Origin of the sequence: Mesorhizobium sp. L-8-10 (assembly GCF_016756635.1) — a bacterium.
Lineage (GTDB): Bacteria > Pseudomonadota > Alphaproteobacteria > Rhizobiales > Rhizobiaceae.
Genome location: NZ_AP023263.1, coordinates 943,790 through 961,960 on the forward strand (window position 1 = coordinate 943,790; position 18,171 = coordinate 961,960).

Consider the following 18,171-nt stretch of genomic DNA (forward strand, 5'->3'; position numbering starts at 1 on the left):
GGTCATTTCACCCGGGGCAGTTCGAGAATGCGGTCGGCGATGATGCCGAGCTGGATTTCGGTCGTTCCGGCGTAGATCGTCTCGGCCCGGCCAGCGAGATAGACGCCGTTGAAGCGCGTGATCGCGTTCTCGACGGCCGGTCCCGCATCGACGGACGCCTGCACCAGGAGTTCGCGGGCGAGGACGGAGAAGCGCTGATGCGCCTCGCTCCAGTAGAGCTTGTAGAGCGAGCCGCGCGCGCCGATCGGCTCGCCACGGCAAATCGCGGCGACGACGCTTTCGACATAGGCCTTGAGGACTTCGATGTCGGCGACGGTCGCGGCGATCCGTCGGCGGTAATGGCTCCCGGCCAGAAGGTCCGACAGCACCGGATCGGCGCGACAGACGGCGATCAGATGGTTGAGCTCGTTCTCGAAGCGCCAGGAACGGTGCATGCGGTTGGTCGCGCGCTCGATCGAGAGGACACGGACGGCAGCCGCCCAGCCCTCGTCCGGCACGCCGAGCGCATCGACCTGCGGCACGCGCACGTCATCGAAGAAAACCTCGCAGAAGCTCTCCTTGTCGTCGATCGATCTGATCCTGTTCACCCGGATGCCCGGCGACTTCATGTCGACCGCAAACAGCGCGAGGCCGCGATGGCGATCCTCTACCGTGCCGGTGCGCGCCAGAAGCAGGCAGCGCTGCGAGCGATAGGCGCCGCTCGTCCAAATCTTCTGGCCGTTGATGACCCATTCGTCGCCTTCGCGCACGGCCCTGGTGCGCAGGCCCGCGAGGTCGGAACCGGCCCCCGGCTCCGAAAACCCCTGGCACCACGTGTCGCGCATTTCCAGGATCGCGGGCAGGAAGCGCAGCTTCTGCTCCTCCGTCGCGACCGCCTGGATGATCGGCCCCGCCAGCTCCTTGCCGATCGAGTTCACGCTTTCGGGCATGGCGACGGCGCCGATTTCCTGGCTGACCACCAGATGCTCGCGAAGCGTCAGCCCCTGCCCGCCATAGGCCCTGGGCCATGCCACACCGGCAAGGCCGGCCTTGTGCATTGCCGCCTCGAACGCCTGCTGCTCCTTGAGCGTCGGCGCGCGATAGGCGGTGGAATCGTTGCGGAAATGCGCCGGCAAGTTGGCCTTGAGCCACGAACGGATCGAATGACGGTAGTCGTCCTCCCGGGGAGGACAGCAGTCGTCCTCCCGGGGAGGACGGCAGTCGTCCTCCCGGGAAGAGGGGGAGAGTGGCGGCACGGCAAGGCCGGCAAGCGCGTTCATGTGGTTTCCTTTCCGTGCGAAGTCACGCCGACGATCAGCGCATCCAGCGCGACGGCCCCCTGGGCTTCGGGCAACACGACGAGCGGATTGACGTCGATCTCGCCAATGACGTCGCGGTGGTGGCCGGCAAAGCGCGACAGGGCGACGATAGCGTCGGCGGCGGCCGCGATATCGGCCTTCGGACGGCCCCGCGCGCCGTCGAGCATCTTGTAGACGCGCAGCGAACGAAGCATTTCAAGCGCGGTCGCGCGGTCGACGGGCGCGGTCCTGAGCGCCACGTCCTGCATGATCTCGGCATAGATGCCGCCCATGCCGGCCACGACAACGGGACCGAAGATCGGGTCGTTCTTCGTACCGAGGATGAGTTCGACCCCGCCCGAGACCATCGGCGCGACGAGCACGCCTTCAAGGCGCGCACCGGGCGCCCTGGCGCGGACGGACGCCATCATCGAAGCATAGGCTTCGTGCATTTCCGGCTCGCCGGCGATGCCGACGACGACGCCGCCGACTTCGGTCTTGTGCGGCAGGTCGGGCGAGACGATCTTGATGACGACCGGGTAGCCGACGTCATTGGCGGCCGCGACCGCCGCGTCGACATCGGCGACCATGTGCTCGCGCAGCACCGGGAGACCGGCCTCGGCGAGCGCGGCCTTCGCGCCGTGCTCATGCGCCAGCGCCTCGGGGCGCAATTGCGGGAGGTCGATCGGGTCCGGTTCGGACGGCAAGGGAGCGGTCGACGCCTGCCCCATGGCCGCCAGCGAGGCGAGCGTCGCGCAGGCCGCGTCGATGCCGTCGACGGTCGGGTAGCCCATGGCGTTGAGTTCCTCGACGGCGTCCGCCGGCCCCTTGACCACCAGCATCAGGAGCCGGTCGGGCAGCGCGGCGCGAAGCCTGCGCAGCGCTTCCATATAGACCGTGCGCAGGCGCGGAAGATGCAGCGAGGACGACAGCAGCAGCATGGCGGCATCGCAGGTCTCGTCGGCGAGGACAGCCCGCAGAACCTCTTCCATGATCTCCGGGCGGCTCGACACCTGTGCGGTCGTGTCGACCGGATTGCGCGCCGATGCGTAGGGCACGACCGACAGGACGCTCTGTTGCGCCGCCTCGGAAAGCCGGGGAACCGCAAGGCCCGCGGCGCTCGCGGCATCCGCCATCATGACGCCGAAGCCGCCGGACGCGGTGATCAGCGCAACGCGCTTGCCCTTCGGCAGGCCGCCGGGCAGGAGCACCGTCGCGGCGTGGCCGACATTCATCAACTGCTCGATGCTGCGCACGCGGATCGCGCCATGGCGCTCGAAGACCGCATCGAACACGGCGTCGGAGCCCGCCAGCGCGCCGGTATGCGAGGCGGCGGCCGCCTGGCCGACATCGGAGGAGCCGATCTTCAGGACGACGACGGGCTTGCCCGCCTTGCGCGCGGCGTCGAGGGCGGCGACGAGCTTTGCGGAATCGCGGCACGTCTCCATGCAGCACAGGATGACGCGCGTCGCCGGATCGCCGGCGAGCCAGGCGAGGCCGTCGGCGATGTCGAGGTCGCATTCGTTGCCTGTCGTCATGAACCGGCTGACGCCGATGCCGCGCTCCATGGCAAGGCGCATGGTGAAGCTGCCGAGATTGCCGCTTTGCGAGACGATCGCCAGCGGGCCGGGGGACGGCATTTCGCTTTCGAGCACGATCGAGAATGTGGCAATCGCCCGGTCCGCCACGCCAACCGTGCCGAGGCAGTTCGGGCCGACGAGGCGGATGCCGGTGCGGGCGGCGATGTCGCCGAGCCGGCGCTGGAGGTCCGCGCCCTTCTGCCCGAGTTCGGAAAAGCCGGACGACAGCACGACGGCCGCGCGCACGCCCCTGTTCGCGCAATCCTGAACCGCCTGGGGCGCGGCCTCGGCCGGCACCGCGATGACGGCGAGGTCCGCGGCCTGCGGCAGGTCCGCGACCGAGGCGAAGGCGGGAAGGCCCTGCACCTCGGCGGCGCGCGGATTCACCGGAAAGATCGGCCCGGCATAGCCGTGCTTCCGCAGAAGCTGGACCGGCCGGCCGCCGATCTTGGTCGGGTCCTGCGAAGCGCCGACGATGGCGATCGACCGCGGCTCGAGAACGGCGTCCAGCCCTTCACCCAAACGCATCTCAGCGCCCCTTGAAGACCGGCTTGCGCTTTTCGATGAAGGCCATGCGCGCCTCGCGCGCGTCCTCGGTCTTCGACAACGCCATGGTGAAATTCTGCTCGAAACGGTAGGCGTCGCGCTGCGGCATGAGATCGACCATGTTGGCCGCCTGCTTGGCGTAGGCGATCGCGATCGGGCTCTTGGAGGCGATTTCGGCGGCGATTTCCATCGCCATCGGCAGCAACTCCTCGCGCGAGGTCACCGCTTCGATGATCCGGCGGTCGTAGAGTTCCTGGGCGCTGACGCGCATTCCGGTGAAGAACATGCGGCGCGTGTTCGACCGGCCGAAAATGGTGCGCAGCATCGAGATGCCCCCGGCCAGCCCGACATTGATCTCGGGCATGCCGAAGGTCGCGTTCTCGGAAGCGATGAAGATGTCGCACGCCGCCATCAGGCCGAAGCCGGCGCCGAGCGCCGGACCGTTGACGGCGGCGATGACGGGTTTGGAGCATTCCCTGATCGAATTGCCGGTCTCGCGCGTGATGCGATTGTGGCTGAGGAAGTCGCCCATCTTGTCCGGGTCGGGACGGTCCTTGAGGTCGGCGCCCGCGCAGAACGTGTTGCCCGCGCCGGTCAGGACGACGGCGCGGACATCGTCGCGCTCGGACAGCGCATCGAAAGTCTCGACGAGCGCGGCGCGCGCGGCGCGGTCGAGCGCATTGACCGGCGGACGGTCGAGCGTCACCAGCGCTATGTGATCGGCGACTTCAAGCCTTAGCGGCCCCGCACTCATGGCCTCCTCCTGATTCTCCTCCATCGATACTGACCGATCGGTCAGCGTGACGTTGCTATCATTTGCGAACCAAGGATTCAACACACCGATCGCAAAAACTACGAATTGACCGATTGGTCAGCATGACTGTTTCGAGGCGCCGCCTTTCAGTTGAAGCCGTCACCTCCCCGACGCAGGCCACCGTCGATCGCGGCAGGCAGCATCCGGGCCGTCGTGCGGCCGATGCCGTCACGCGCGCCTCTTAGGGCCGGGCCGTGAAGCGTTCATCGTTCCCCCATCGTCCCGACGGTAACTGCTGACCGATCGATCGGTATTCGGACGCACCGTTCGCGCTCCACAGCCCTTGCGCGGAGCGCCGATGTGCGGACGCTATTGACTGATCGGTCAGTCTTCGTCAATTTATTGTCATCTGCACAACGCAAGGGAGGAGTTTGCATGAAGGCCTTCAACCGACGCGGCGCCCTGGGCTTGATGGCCGCCGCCGCACTTTGCACATTGCCGACGATGTCCGGCACGGCGCAGGCCCAGTCCGACCAACCGATCACGATCGTGGTGCCTTATGGCGGCGGCGGATCTGTCGACGGTATCGTGCGCATGGTCGCCGAGTACATGTCGCAGGATCTCGGGCGGCCGGTGCTGGTCGAGAACAAGCCCGGCGGCAACGGCATCGTCGGCGCCCAGTACGTGGCCCGCGCCAAACCCGACGGGCTGACGCTTCTGGCGGGAGGCACCGGTCCGATCTCGCTCAACGTGCTCCTGCGCAAGGACCTGCCCTATGCGCTCGCGGATTTCGAATCCGTCGGCATGCTGTTCGACGGGCCGCTGTCGCTGACCATCAACGCGCAGGTGCCCGCCAAAACCGTCGCCGAATTCATCGCCTGGGCGAAGGAGCAGAAACGGCCGATGCGCTACGGAACGCTCGGCCCCGGCAGCGTGACGCACCTCTTCGGGCTGATCCTCGGCAAGGAGTTCGACATTCCGGTCGTCGACGTCGCCTATCGGAACAATCCGGCATCGATCGTGGACCTGCTCGGCATGCAGGCCGAACTGAGCTTTGCAACGCCGATCGCCGTACTCGAACACATCCGTGCCGGCCAGTTGCGGATGCTGGCCCTGACGACAGACGAGCGGCTGCCGCAATTCAAGGACACGCCGACCCTGAAGGAACTCGGCTATCCGAAGCTGACAGCGTCGTTCTGGACCGCGCTTCACGCGCCCAAGGGCACGCCGCCGGAGATGATCGAGATGGTCAATGCCTCCGCGAACAAGGCGCTGGCGGACAAGACGATACGCGAACGCCTCGAGGCGCAGGGCCTGCGCCCCCGCGAAGGCGGACCGGAAGTGCTGGACAAGCAATTGCAGGACGATGCGGCGCTGTGGGGCGAGATCGTCGCCTCCGAGAACCTCGCGCTGAATTAGCCGCCCAAAACGGGATCGGGCGGTCCATGCGGCCGGCCGATCCCGCTGTGGTCCTCAGGCTCTTTTCTCGAGCCCGTGCAGGATGAAGTCGAAGAACATGTCGGCGATTTCCTGCGGCGTGGCGGGCTTGGAGGGATCGTACCAGCGATGCATCCAGTTCAGCGACGACAGGATCAGGCGTCCCGCCATCGCCTCGTCGACATTGCGGATTTTCCCCGCTTCGATCGCCTCGCGGATCAGCGCGCGCAGATGCTCTTCATAGCGCTTTCGCCGCATCATGCGCTCCTTCTGCCGATGACGCTTCGGATCGCTCCAGAACGCATTGGTCGACGCGATCCATGCCCAGCGGTAGCGATGGAAATATTCCGCCGTCGCTATCATGAACGCCCGGATCTTCGCGATCGGGTCGGTTTCGCCGGCGACGCGACCCTCGACGAAACTGTAGAGTTCCTGCGTCGCCGTCTGCGCGACGCGCGTGTAGAGCTCGTCCTTGCTCTGAAAATGATGATAGAGAAGCGACTTCGATATTCCGCACGATTCGGAAATATCGCGCATTGACGTTCCATCGTAACCTTTGCTGGCAAATATTCGTGCGGACGCCTCCAATATCTGCGCAACGCGTTCTTTGGGCTCGATTTCCGCGGCCACAGTCTTCATCTTTTCTCTTTCATGCTCCCGCTCCTGCCACCGCGCGTCGCGGCAACATGGATCGACCCTATGTTTCGCTGACCGACCGGTCAAGGCATATGCAGGACGGCGATTGGGCGTGAGGAAAATCGCGATCAGGCGCATCGGCAACACGCGCGACAGACTGGGCGAATGCCCCGTCTGGAACGGCGCCTGCGGACATCTCTACTGGGCGGACTGCCGCGCCGGCATCGTGCGCCGGCTGTGCGTGACGAGCGGAAGCCGCGACGACTTCGAGGTGCCTGCGCCGCTCGGGTCGTTCGCGCTTTCGGACGACGGACGCGCGATCCTGGCGCTGAAGGACGGCTTTGCCGTCTACGACTTCACGGACCGGTCGATGCATGCGCTGGCGCCGCTCGGGATCGACCATCCCGACGTTCGCATCAATGACGGGATCGCGGATGCGGCGGGCGGTTTCGTCTGCGGCACGATGCATGTCGGACGCGCCGCGGGCGACCCGCCCCTTGGCGGCCTCTACCGCGTGACCGGCGACGGAACGGTCACAGAGCTAGATGCCGGGATCGGCGTTGCGAACGGTCCATGCTTTTCGCCGGACGGCCGCTTCTTCTATCTGGCCGACAGCGCCGCGCGGGTCATCTGGCGTTATCGCCGCGACGATGGCGGCAATCTCTCGGACCGCGCGCCCTTCATCGATCTCGCCGATGTGGGCTCGGCCCCGGGACGGCGCGACGATCGACAGCGAAGGATTTCTCTGGAGCGCGCTCGTCCATCGCGCCGCCATCGCGCGTTTTGCACCGGACGGCACGCTCGACCGCCTCATCGACGTGCCGCCGAAGCACCCGACCAGCCTCGCCTTCGGCGGCCCGAAGCTGGATACGCTCTATCTAACGTCGCTCAGCGACAGCGGCCGGCTCCTCGACGGGGACGAAAGCGCCGGCGGGCTCTATGCGATCGAGGGCCTCGGGGTTGCAGGCCTCGCCGGGCACCGCGTCACCCTGCCCTGATCATGCCGACAGCACGGCGTTGCGCCGCGCGATCATCGGCTTCAGTTCCGCGACAAGGAAATCGAGGAAGACCCTGATCTTTTCGGCGACATGCGCGACCTCCAGATAGGTCGCGTACATGCCTTCGTCGAAGGTCGTGTTGGTCACGCGATAGCGCTCGAGCACGCGCACCAGCGCGCCGCGCTCCAGCTCCTCCGTCACCGTATAGTCGTCGAGAAGCGCGATGCCGTGACCGGAAAGGGCAAGGTCGCGCAGGATCATGCCGTTGTTGACCGAGAAGCTCGACGGCACCGGCATTTCCTCCAGCTTTCCATCCCTGAGGAAGCGCCAGACCGGCTCGTCATGCCCGATCAGATAGCTGAGGCAGGCGTGATGGGCCAGGTCGGACGGCGTCTCGATCGCGGCGTGGCGGCCGAGATAGGACGGCGAAGCGAGAAGGACGCGCTGGCTCGAAAAGAGCTTGCGCTGCATCAGCCCCGCATCGCGCGGCGGCGCGATGCGGAAATCGATGTCGCAATCCTCCTCGCGCAACTGAATCGGGCGCTCGGACAGGCGCAGCTCGACCTTGATGTCGGGATAACGCTCGCGAAAGGCGGGGATGAGACGCGAGAGGACAAGCAGGCCGAACAAGGTACGCGAATGGATGCGCAGCGTGCCGCGCGGCGTCTCCTGCAGCGCCGCGGCCGCGCTTTCGGCTTCGAGGATGCTGTCGAGCACCTTCTCGATATGCTGGAAATAGACGCGGCCGGCTTCCGTCAGCGCGATCTGCCGCGTCGTGCGGCTGAAGAGCTGGACGCCGAGCCCCTGTTCGAGCTCGGAGATGCGCCGCGACACCGAGCCCGGCGTCAGGCCGGCATTGCGCGCAGCCTGCGAGAAGCTGCCGAGCCGCACCGTATCCGCGAACAGCCGCATTGCCTGAAGCCGCGCCATGGCTCTCCTTTGCACAGACTGCACAAGTCTTGTTCAGATATCTCCGATTGTTGCCAATTCCGCAATGTCCTAGCCTTTCCCCCGAGATGAGCAACTTGGAGGATAGCTCGATGGAATTTGGCGTCTTCATCCTCGCCCAGCAGCGCGGCTATCACCAGTCGTCGCGCGAGGTGATCAGGAACTCGGTCGAGCAGACCGTCGCCGCGGAAGCCGCCGGCTTCGACAATGCCTGGTACGCCGAGCATCACTTCAACAACTATTCGCTGTCTCCCTCCCCGCTGATGACCGTGGCCCACTGTGCCGGCCGTACCAGCCGTATCCGGCTTGGTACGGCCGTGTGCATCCTGCCGCTCTATCAGCCGCTGCGCCTTCTGGCCGAAGTCGGCTTCGCCGACACCGTTTCGGATGGACGCCTCGATCTCGGCGTCGGCTCGGGCTATCAGGATTTCGAGTTCCAGCGCTTCGGCACCAGCCTCGAAGACGCCCACGAGCTCTATGCCGAGATGATGGACGTGCTGCAGCTCGGCCTGACGGAGAAGCTCTTCTCCTATGACGGGAAGCATCTGAAGATCCCGCCGACCTCGATCGCGGTGCGCACCGTACAGGAGCCGCTGCCGCCGATCTGGGTGACGTCGGGCAATCCGAACACGCTCGGCAAGGCGATGCGCGAAGGCCACAACCTCTTCGTCACCGCGCTGCTCAAGGGCCTCGACGGCGTCCACGACCTGCGCACCCGCCTCGAAGGCATCGCCGAGAAGGAAGGCCGCAAGCTTGAGGGCACGAAGTTCGGCTTCCTGCGCTGCGCCTTTGCCAGCGACAATCCCGCCGAGGTCGATTCCTATCTCGACAATGCGCGCTTCCAGCGCCGCCTGTCGGAGAGCCTCAAGTTCCGCCGCGCGCAGAGCGAGGACGGCTACCTGATCAAGGAGGAGCCGAGCCCGACCGACGTGACCTTCGACGAGCTGCGCAGCAACCTGCCGGTCGGCAACGTCAATCAGGTCATCGACCGGATGCTGGAGGAGATTTCGATCCTCAAGCCGGACCACATCGCGATCCAGACTCAGCTCGGCGACTTCGACCAGAAGACGATGCTGGAGCAGATCGAGCTGTGGGGCGAGCGCATCATCCCCGCGATCCGCAAGGAACTGGGCACCGACACGGCCCAAGCGCGCGACGCAGCCTGAGGAAAAAGGCCATGGAGATCCGTGTCACCGGTGAAGGCGGGCTTTTGCTCGCGGGCGACGACGATTTCACCAGCTTCGCCGTCGCCGTCGAGGCGAATGCCCGGTGCCGGGCGGCCGACGCTCTCAGGCCCATCGCCCGGCTCGACGGCGAGAGCAACGCCTGGATCGATCCGGAACAGCTGAGAGGCCTGGCGCCGCGCGCCGGGCATCCCGAATGGGAAAAGGGGTTCAGCGCCATGGTCGCCTATGCCGAACGCAAGGGCTGGGTGGACGCCAACGGCGCCATTCGTGCCCACATCGTCGAGCGCGAGCCGGTCGTCGCGCAGATGCCGCCCGTGGCCGTCGACGATTTCAAGCAGGCCATGCGCAACCTGGCCGGGGGCGTCGCCATCGTCGCGACCGGCGCGGACTCCGGGCGGCGCGGGATGACCGTCACCGCAGTCACGTCCGTCTCGGCCGAACCGCCCTGCCTGCTCGTCTGCGTCAACCGCAGCGCCGAGGCGCATGACGTGATTGTCGCGAACGGCCGCTTCTCGGTCAATCTGCTCGACGTCGATCACAAGGAGCTCGCGCTTCGCTTTGCCGGGCAGGACGGTACGAAAGGCGCGTCACGCTTCGACGAGGGGCGCTGGGGCACCGGGGCGCTCGACCTTCCCGTCCTCGAGGATGCGCTCTGCGCGATCGAGTGCGAACTGATGGCGAGCCACGTCGTCGGCAGCCACAGCATGTTCGTCGGCAGCATCGTCGGCGTCGATTCCCGCGCCGGCGAGCCGCTGGTCAACTTCCAGGGCCGGTTGCAGACCCTTGAGGCAGCCTGAACAGCCGATGGGCGCGCTCGACGGCATTCGCGCCATCGACGCAAGTCGCGTTCCTGGCGGACCTTACCGTGCGCAGATCCTCGCCGACCATGGCGGCGACGTCATCAAGGTCGAGCCGCCCGAAGGTCACGAGACGGCGGCGCGCAACTTCAATCGCGACGCGTTGCGCGCCATCCTCGAACAGGCGCTTGCCAGGCATCAGGCGGGCGAAATCGCCGAAGGGCTGATTACGTCCGGCGTGCCCTGCGCATCCGTGCGCGACATCGATGCCGTCGTCGCCGATCCCCACACGGCCGCGCGCGAAATGATCGTCGAGGTCGATGGCGTTCGCGGCACGGCAAGTCCGGTCAGGCTGTCCGGCACGCCGGCGACCTATCGCCGGCGCCCGCCCGCCTTTGCCGAACATACCGACGCGATCCTGGGGGAGATCGAAGGAGCCGTCGCAAGACAGATCCGCAACCCGTAGCGCGGGAGGAGATATGATCCGCGATCAGCCAAAGCTCGATCGGCTGCTGGCCGACGTGCGCGATTGGGTGCGCACCGTTGCGATCCCGAACGAGGAACGGGTCGCAGCCGCCGACGAGGTGCCGGACGACATCGTCTCGGACATGCGGGCGCGCGGCTATTTCGGCTGGAGCATTCCGGAAGAATATGGCGGCCTCGGCCTGACCGCGGAAGAACTCGTCACGGCGGCGCTCGAACTGTCGCAATGCGCCGTCGCCTTTCGCGCCCGCGTCGGCACCAATACCGGCATCGGCTCCGAAGCGCTGGTTGCCGACGGAACCGAGGACCAGAAGCGGCGCTTCCTGCCCGGACTGGCAAGCGGCTCCCTGACCGGCTGCCTGGCCTTGACGGAGCGCGATGCGGGCTCGGATGCGGCGGCGCTCGCCACCAGCGCGGCCCGCGACGGCGACACTTACGTCCTCAACGGCTCGAAGGCCTTCATCACCAACGCTCCGATCGCCGACCTCTTCACCGTTCTGGCGCGGACCGATCCGGACAAGCCAGGCGCGCGCGGCGTCAGCGCCTTCGTCGTCGAGCGCGACACGCCGGGGCTTACCACCGGCGCACCCTACCGCAAGATGGGGCAGGCCGGCTCGCCCGTCTCCGAGGTTCACTTCGCCGATTGCCGCGTGCCGGCCGCCAACCTGATCGGCGGCGCGGAAAACATGGGCTTCCGCACGACGATGAAGGTGCTGAACAAGCAGCGGCTGCATCTCGCTGCATTGTGCATCGGCCCGGCGATCCGAATGCTCGACGAGGCGATCGGCCATGTGACGAGCCGCCGCCAGTTTGGCCGGCCGGTCAGCGACTTCCAGCTCGTCCAGGCCATGATTGCCGACTGCCAGACCGAAATCCACGCGGCCCGCGCGCTCGTTCTCGAAACGGCCCGCAAGCGCGACGCGGGGCGCGACACCAGCCTTGAATCCTCGATCTGCAAGTATTTCGCCTCGGAGATGTGCGGCCGCGTCGCCGACCGCGCCGTCCAGATGTTCGGCGGTTCGGGTTATGTCGCCGACTACAGTGCCATCGAGCGCTTCTACCGCGATGTCCGGCTGTTCCGTCTCTATGAGGGCACGAGCCAGATCCACCAACTCACCATCGCCAAGCTGACATTGAAGGGCGCCCAATGACGACCAGCACCTCCTTCGAGACGCTCTTCCGGCCGCGGTCCATCGCCATCGTCGGCGCAAGTTCCAACCCGCTCGCCATCGGCGGCCAGCCGATCAGATATCTGCGCGAGAAGAGCTTCGACGGCGACGTCTTCCCGATCAATCCGCGCCACGCCGAGATCGGCGGGCTGAAGAGCTATCCGAGCCTCGCCGCCCTGCCCTCGGCGCCGGACCTCGTCGTGGTTGCGGTGGCGGCCGCAATGGTTCCCGACATCATCCTGGAGGCGGGTCGGCTCGGCGTGCGCTTTGCCATCGTTTTCTCCTCCGGCTTCGCGGAAACGGGCCCGGAGGGGGAGGCCCTGCAGGTGAAACTGGAAAGCGCGGCCGAGGAAGGCGGCATCCGCATCGTCGGCCCGAACTGCCAGGGCATGATGAACATTGCCGACGGCGTGCGGCTCGGCTTCGGCGTGCCGTACGGCCTCGACTACGAGGTCGGCGGAACCAGCCTGACGTCGCAATCCGGCGCCTTCGGCAATTCGATCGTGATGGGGCTCAATGGCGAGGGCGTCGGCCTTCGCCACTACGTCTCGACCGGCAATGAAGCCGATGTAAGCACGCTCGACCTGATCGACGCATATCTCGACGATGACGGCACGACCTCGGTAGGCGCGTATGTCGAGGGCCTGCGCGATGGCGTCCGCCTGCGCCAGATCGCGCTGAAGGCGTTGCGCCTGCGCAAGCCGCTCGTGGTCTGGAAGGTCGGCAATACCGACAGCGGCGCCAGGGCGGCGGCCTCGCACACGGCCAATCTCGCTGGTCATGCCGGGCTCTACTTCAGCGCCTTCCGCCAGTTCGGCATCATCGACGTCGACGACATCGCCGACATGGCCGACTGCCTGAAGGCGTTCGCGGCGCCCGAACTGCCTGCCTCAAACCGGGTGCTGATGGTCACGCTGTCGGGCGGCGCCGGCATCGCCATGACCGACCGAACGGCGAGATACGACCTCGCGACGCCGCCCCTCGGAGACGGACTCTTCGGCGACCTGCGCAAGATCCTGCCCGCCTTCGCGAGCGTATCGAACCCGCTCGACGTGACCGCGGAGGCGATCAGCGGCGGAGAGGCGTTCGGCGAGGCCATCCGGCTCGCCGGGCAATCCGGCGCGTTCGACATGGTGGCGATCGGGCTTGCCGCGATCGGCGGCGTTGCGGCGACCCGCGCCGTGACGGCAATCGCGGACATGGCGCGCAGCACCGGCTTGCCGGTGACGGTGTCCTGGACGCCGATCGACGAGGCGGCGCGCAAGGGCGTCGACCTGCTGCGCGACGCGGGCATCGCGGTCTACCCGACGCCGGCGCGCTGCATCCGCGGTCTTGGCGCCCTGTGGCGATTTGCCGAAGCACGGAAGCGCCTGGTGCAGATGTCGGCTGTGTCGTCGCCTGCTTTGACGCAGGGCGGCAGCACCGACCTGACCACGCTCAACGAAGCGGAGTCCAAGGCGATCCTCCGCGCAGCGGGCATTGAGGTGCCGAGCGAGAAGCTCGTTCGAAGCGCGGATGATGCGGTCGCCGCTGCCGGGACGATCGGCTATCCGGTCGTCCTCAAGATCGTCTCCCGGAATCTGCCACACAAGTCGGATATCGGCGGCGTTCGGATCGGGCTCGGCGATGCCGCGGCCGTTCGCGCCGCCTATGAGGACATTGTCGCGATCCCCGCCCGTCTCGACCGTTCGGTCGAATTCGAAGGCGTGCTCGTCGCGCCGATGCTGCCGGGCGGCGTCGAGGTCATCGTGGGCGGCATGTGCGACCCCGCGCTCGGACCGGCGGTCATGTTCGGCGCGGGCGGCATCCATGCCGAGGCGTTCGGCGACGTGGCGTTCCGCCTTGCGCCCCTGACCCGGGGCGACGCCCTTGCCATGATTGCCGAGACGAAGGTTGCGGACCTGCTTGCAGGCTTTCGTGGAGCGCCTCCGGCCGATGTCGAGGCGCTCGTCGACCTGCTGCTGAAGGTCAGCACCATGTTGATCGATCAACGGAATTCCGTGTGCGAGGTCGACATGAACCCGGTATTCGTCCGCGTTCAAGGCGAAGGCGCAGACATTGCCGACGCAGTCGTTTCAGTAACCTCGGCAGGTCCAGACAAGGGCGAGCTGCAGCTTCTGCGCCCAGAACCCGCGCGCGAAGAATGACGTCGACCGTCACTCGCGAAGCAGCCGGGGAAGCGGATGACGAACCGGCCGGGATCGAAATCCCCGAACGGATCTTCGGAACAGGATCCATGACGGGCCGGGCCGGGTGACGCGATCCCTGCCCGCGCGCTGAAAACCGGCGCCGGGCGCGACGTCCGTGGCGGCCACCGTGGCTGCCACCGTGCCGACCCCCGGCGCGACGTCATAGGTGATAGCGGCACGACCCAAGGCTTCGATCTCCCCAGCGTTGCCGGCCATCATCTCGTCGCAGTGCCGCAGCCGCACGACGCGGCGGCCATCTCTGGCGAGGCTCACCATCATGTCGGCGATCTCGCGCGGGCTGGATTCCGGCCCTCCCCGCCGGCTTACCGGAATGCGTCCAGCCTCGCGGCGCGCCAGCTCCAGCACGTCGTCCGGAACGTGGTGGTCGAAGAGGACGACATCGGCCGCCTGCAGGGCCCGCACACTCTTCAAGGTCAGCAATTCGGCATCGCCCGGAACCACAAGGAAGGTGACGTGACCGGTCCGGCCAACAGCCGATCCGACGGCAATCGCTTCGTGAAGCTCGGTTTCTGCATCGGCGGTGGGAGCCGGCCCGAAAGCGCGATCGACGAGCCTTTCCCAGAAGGCGCGGCGGCAGGGGCCCGGAGCAAGCCGTTCCGTCACGCGGTCGCGCAGCCGGCGCGCCAGGGCCGCCCATTCGGCGAGCGCGGGCGGCAGCGAGGCCTCAATCCTGCGGCGGATCGCCTGGCCCAGGATCGGCGCGGCGCCCGAGGTGGAGATGCCGACCACGACGGGCGAGCGATTGACGATCGAGCCGAACTGGAAATGGCACCAGGCAGGCTTGTCGATGACGTTGCAGGCGGCACCCGCCGCTCGCGCGGCCGCCTCGAAACGAGCCGCCTCGTCATCGCCCTCGGCGTCCGCCAACGCCACGGCAGCACCTTCCAGGCTTGCCGCGTCCCAGACCCGCTGATGGTGAATGATTGCCGGTTCGCGATCGATGACGCGGCGCATTTCGGAAGAAACGTCGCCGGCCGGCGCATAGACGTGGACATGCGCTCCGGCCGCCGCGAGCAATTCGGCCTTCCATGCCGCTCCGTCGGTGCCTCCCGCGACCACCGCGCGTTTGCCCTGGAGGTCGAGAAAGACCGGCAGGACACTGAGGGGCCGAATACGGGCCGGTGCCGGATCACTCGGCTGCCTGGATATGAGCTGCATCGATGATGGTCCTGATCTCGGAACGGCAGGAGCCGCAATTCGTGCCGGCATTGAGGGTTTTGCCGATGGCTTCCAGATCGCGGCAGCCCGCGGCGACGGCGTCGGCAAGCTGGTTGACGCCGACATTGAAACAGGAACACACGATGCGCCCTGCGGATGGAACGGCCACGGGCGCGCGGCCGGACAACAGCGCCTGGCGCTCGGCCAGTGTCAGCGGAGCGCGTGAGCCGAGCTGCGAAACCAGCCAATCCCGCGCCGGGAGCTGACCCGGAGCTGCTACCAGCAGCGCCTCGACCATCGCCCCGGCTTCGTCGACGACGGCCGCGCGGTAGGCGAGTCCACGCCGATCGCGGTACTCGAGCATCCGGCCCGGATCGAATGCTTCGAAAAATTTCCGGCAGAGCAGTATGCCTTGATCGGGCGTTTCGGTTCCTCCGAACTCGTAGACCCAGCCTCCTTCCACCTTCTGCCGGCTCCAGTGCACGAAGCCGGTCGGCCGCAGGTCGCGCCGGGTCATCAGAACGCCGCTCCATGCCATCTCCTCGCGCCTTATGCGCAAAGGCACATGCTTGAGCTCGGGCTGACCGGAGAAGGGGTCCGATATCGGCGAGGAAAGCGAGCCCGCGCCCGCATTGGCCGCGAAGTGGCCGCTCCAATGCATCGGCAGGAACGCCTGGCCCGGCCGCTGCGCATCGGTGACGCGCACCTTGGCGCGGGCGAAACCGTAGCGCGTCGAGAGATGCGCGAGATCGCCATCCTTCACCCCATTCGCGGCCGCATCCCGAGGATGAAGATCGACGACAGGCTCGGGCGCATTCGCCATGAGGCGCGGCACGCGGCCGGTGCGCGTCATGGTGTGCCACTGGTCGCGCAGACGGCCTGTATTGAGGGCGAGCGGGAAGGCCGTATCGACTGCGCCGGCGACACCTTCCTGCCTCACCGGCACAAAACGCGCGCGACCATCTGAGGTCGGAAAGCGCCCCCGGCCGAGAAGGCGATCCGAACTCTCGCCTCCGGCGCGCGCCGGCCAGTGACGCGGTTCGAAGGTTTCATAACTCTCGTTGTCGAGAGTTGTCAGGGCGCCGATATCGAACAGCCTTTCGCCATCGTTCTCGAAGGCGGAAAGGGCCGCATGTTCGCGGAAGATCGCGGCAGGACCGGCATAGTCGAACGCGCCGCCGAGACCCATGCGCTGCGCAACGTCGCAGATGATGCGCCAGTCGGCACGCGCCTCGCCCGGAGTCGCCATGAACGGCCTTTGACGCGAAAGGCGGCGCTCCGAATTTGTGACCATGCCGTCCTTCTCGCCCCAGGCGGCAGCCGGCAGGAAGACATCGGCATATCGGGTCGTGTCGGTTCGCGCGACATCGGAGACGACCACGAAATCGCAGGCCTTCAGCGCCGCGCGTACGCGGCCCGCATCCGGCATCGACACGGCCGGATTGGTGCCCATGATCCACAGCGCCTTGATCCGGCCGTCGCCGGCGGCCTGGAAAAGGTCGACCGCCTTCAGGCCGGCCTTGCGCGCCATGTTCGGCGCACCCCAGAAGCGGGCAACGCGATCGACATCCGCCGCCTGCTCGAAGCTCATATGGGCGGCAAGCTGGTTGGCGAGGCCGCCCACCTCGCGGCCGCCCATCGCATTGGGCTGGCCCGTGACCGAGAACGGCCCCATGCCCGGCATGCCGATGCGGCCCGTGGCGAGATGGCAGTTGACGATGGCGTTGACCTTGTCGGTGCCATGGGCGGATTGGTTCACGCCCTGGCTGTAGACGGTGACCGTGCGTTCCGTCGCGGCGAAGAGCTCGAAGAACAGGCGCACATCGGCCGCGGCGAGGCCGCAGCCTTCGGCGACCCGCTCGACCGACGGTGCATCGGCCAAGGCTAGCGATACGGCGCTGTCGAAGCCCGAAGTGCTGGCCGCGACGTAGCTCTCGTCGACCTTGCCGACACGCGCCAGATGCGCCAGCAGGCCGTTGAACAACAGCACGTCGGAACCCGGGTCGAGCGCAAGGTGAAGGTCGCCCTCCTGCGCCGTCGCGGTGCGGCGCGGATCGATCACGACGAGCCTCGATCCCCGTTCTTTCCGCGCCGCCAGCATGCGCTGGTAGAGGATCGGATGGCACCAGGCCGTATTGGACCCCACGAGCACGATCAGATCGGCTTGCTCGAAATCGTCATAGACGCCCGGAACGATATCCTCGCCGAAGGCCCGGCGGTGACCCGCGACCGACGACGCCATGCAAAGCCGCGAATTGGTGTCGATATTGCCGGAGCCGATGAAACCCTTCATCAGCTTGTTCGCGACGTAATAGTCCTCCGTCAGCAACTGGCCGGAGATGTAGAAGGCGACCGAGTCGGGACCGTGCGCCGCGACAGTCTCGGAAAACCTGCGAGCGACGAGGTCGAGAGCGGCATCCCAATCGACCCGTTTTCCTGCGATCTCGGGATGGAGCACGCGCCCGTCGAGGCCCATGGTTTCGGCCAGCGCCGACCCTTTCGAGCACAGCCTGCCGCGATTGGCGGGATGATCGGGGTCGCCGCGGACGGACACCTTGCCGCTCGCGGCGACCCTGGCCAGCACGCCGCAACCGACCCCGCAATAGGGACAGGTCGTCCTCACTTCGGGTGCCTGGCCTGCATCGCTCATACCGCCGTCACTCCGCCGCCAACAGCGCCTCGCCGAGCGCGATCGAGATGCGTCCGTCCTCGACCCTGACCGGGATCGTCCTGACCGAGCCCTCGTCGGCTCCTGTCGCCTTCCCGGTTTCCAGCGAAATCACCCAGTTGTGCAGCGGGCAGGTGACCGCCGCGCCGTGGACGATGCCCTGGCTGAGCGGACCGCGCTTGTGCGGGCAATGATCCTCGATGGCGAAGATGCGATCGTCATGCGTGCGGAAGACGCCGATCCTGCCTTGCGGCGTCGTCACGCAACGCGCTCCGCGCTGCGGAATGTCGTCCATCGTGCCGATGTCGAACCAGGTCATGTGA

At 66.9% G+C, this 18,171-nt stretch carries 14 protein-coding genes and 3 pseudogenes; 9 read left to right on the plus strand and 8 right to left on the minus strand.

The features are described from left to right. Window positions 1–2 precede the first annotated feature (2 nt). From JN280_RS04290 to JN280_RS04300, 3 genes are read right to left on the minus strand one after another with little or no spacing between them, the layout of a single operon-like run. Window positions 3–1,259, minus strand: coding sequence for an acyl-CoA dehydrogenase family protein (locus tag JN280_RS04290; RefSeq protein WP_202310270.1), 1,257 nt, complete (start codon window positions 1,257–1,259; stop codon window positions 3–5). Beyond that, a complete protein-coding gene (locus JN280_RS04295) occupies window positions 1,256–3,385 on the minus strand; it encodes an acetate--CoA ligase family protein (protein WP_202310271.1) in 2,130 nt (709 codons plus the stop codon). Before JN280_RS04295 ends, JN280_RS04290 begins: the two co-directional genes overlap by 4 nt. Before the next feature lies 1 nt (window position 3,386). Then, on the minus strand, window positions 3,387–4,157 hold the full coding sequence (locus tag JN280_RS04300) for an enoyl-CoA hydratase/isomerase family protein (RefSeq protein ID WP_202310272.1): 771 nt from the start codon (window positions 4,155–4,157) through the stop codon (window positions 3,387–3,389). 435 nt (window positions 4,158–4,592) lie between these two features. Between JN280_RS04300 and JN280_RS04305 the strand changes: the two genes are divergently transcribed. Continuing rightward, window positions 4,593–5,576 (plus strand): Bug family tripartite tricarboxylate transporter substrate binding protein, encoded by a 984-nt coding sequence (locus tag JN280_RS04305; RefSeq protein WP_202310273.1) that lies wholly within the window; start codon window positions 4,593–4,595, stop codon window positions 5,574–5,576. 54 nt (window positions 5,577–5,630) lie between these two features. On the opposite strand, the gene JN280_RS04310 is transcribed toward JN280_RS04305, so the two are convergent. Then, window positions 5,631–6,233 carry a TetR/AcrR family transcriptional regulator gene (locus JN280_RS04310; RefSeq protein ID WP_202310274.1) on the minus strand — a complete coding sequence of 201 codons (603 nt, stop codon included), beginning with the start codon at window positions 6,231–6,233 and terminating at the stop codon, window positions 5,631–5,633. Between the two features lie 109 nt (window positions 6,234–6,342). On the opposite strand from JN280_RS04310, the pseudogene JN280_RS39930 reads away from it, so the two are divergent. Further along, window positions 6,343–6,870 (plus strand): annotated as a pseudogene (locus tag JN280_RS39930) (SMP-30/gluconolactonase/LRE family protein); the annotation flags it as partial. A 55-nt stretch (window positions 6,871–6,925) separates the two neighbouring features. Beyond that, entirely contained in the window at window positions 6,926–7,228 is a 303-nt protein-coding gene (locus JN280_RS39935; protein WP_274609066.1) for an SMP-30/gluconolactonase/LRE family protein, read from the plus strand. Here the strand turns inward: JN280_RS39935 and JN280_RS04320 are convergent, their stop codons facing one another. Next, window positions 7,229–8,158 carry a LysR family transcriptional regulator gene (locus tag JN280_RS04320; RefSeq protein ID WP_202310275.1) on the minus strand — a complete coding sequence of 310 codons (930 nt, stop codon included), beginning with the start codon at window positions 8,156–8,158 and terminating at the stop codon, window positions 7,229–7,231. A gap of 110 nt (window positions 8,159–8,268) precedes the next feature. Here JN280_RS04320 and JN280_RS04325 point away from each other — a divergent pair, with 110 nt between their 5' ends. The 6 genes and pseudogenes from JN280_RS04325 to JN280_RS04345 all read left to right on the plus strand — a co-directional run bounded on the left by JN280_RS04325 (window position 8,269) and on the right by JN280_RS04345 (window position 13,959). Further along, complete coding sequence (locus JN280_RS04325; RefSeq protein WP_202310276.1) at window positions 8,269–9,342, plus strand: LLM class flavin-dependent oxidoreductase; 1,074 nt, start codon at window positions 8,269–8,271, stop codon at window positions 9,340–9,342. A gap of 11 nt (window positions 9,343–9,353) precedes the next feature. After that, window positions 9,354–10,160: a flavin reductase family protein gene (locus JN280_RS39285; RefSeq protein ID WP_244742952.1), complete on the plus strand. Its 807-nt coding sequence runs from the start codon at window positions 9,354–9,356 to the stop codon at window positions 10,158–10,160. A gap of 7 nt (window positions 10,161–10,167) precedes the next feature. Continuing rightward, window positions 10,168–10,293: pseudogene (locus JN280_RS40225) on the plus strand (CoA transferase); the annotation flags it as partial. Between the two features lie 12 nt (window positions 10,294–10,305). Next, window positions 10,306–10,626, plus strand: a pseudogene (locus JN280_RS04335) (CoA transferase); the annotation flags it as partial. 13 nt (window positions 10,627–10,639) lie between these two features. Beyond that, the gene (locus tag JN280_RS04340; protein ID WP_202310278.1) at window positions 10,640–11,794 is read left to right on the plus strand and encodes an acyl-CoA dehydrogenase family protein; all 1,155 of its coding nucleotides are present in this window, start codon (window positions 10,640–10,642) and stop codon (window positions 11,792–11,794) included. Beyond that, entirely contained in the window at window positions 11,791–13,959 is a 2,169-nt protein-coding gene (locus tag JN280_RS04345; protein WP_202310279.1) for an acetate--CoA ligase family protein, read from the plus strand. Before JN280_RS04340 ends, JN280_RS04345 begins: the two co-directional genes overlap by 4 nt. Before the next feature lie 9 nt (window positions 13,960–13,968). Here the strand turns inward: JN280_RS04345 and JN280_RS04350 are convergent, their stop codons facing one another. Genes JN280_RS04350 through nirD form a run of 3 tightly spaced genes read right to left on the minus strand, consistent with a single transcriptional unit; the run spans window position 13,969 to window position 18,167 of the window. Beyond that, window positions 13,969–15,180, minus strand: a complete 1,212-nt coding sequence (locus JN280_RS04350; protein WP_202310280.1) for a siroheme synthase family protein — start codon at window positions 15,178–15,180, stop codon at window positions 13,969–13,971. Next, window positions 15,152–17,830, minus strand: a complete 2,679-nt coding sequence (locus JN280_RS04355; protein ID WP_202310281.1) for a nitrate reductase — start codon at window positions 17,828–17,830, stop codon at window positions 15,152–15,154. Before JN280_RS04355 ends, JN280_RS04350 begins: the two co-directional genes overlap by 29 nt. A 7-nt stretch (window positions 17,831–17,837) precedes the next feature. After that, window positions 17,838–18,167, minus strand: coding sequence for a nitrite reductase small subunit NirD (gene nirD / locus JN280_RS04360; RefSeq protein WP_202314529.1), 330 nt, complete (start codon window positions 18,165–18,167; stop codon window positions 17,838–17,840). Between the last annotated feature and the right edge of the window lie 4 nt (window positions 18,168–18,171).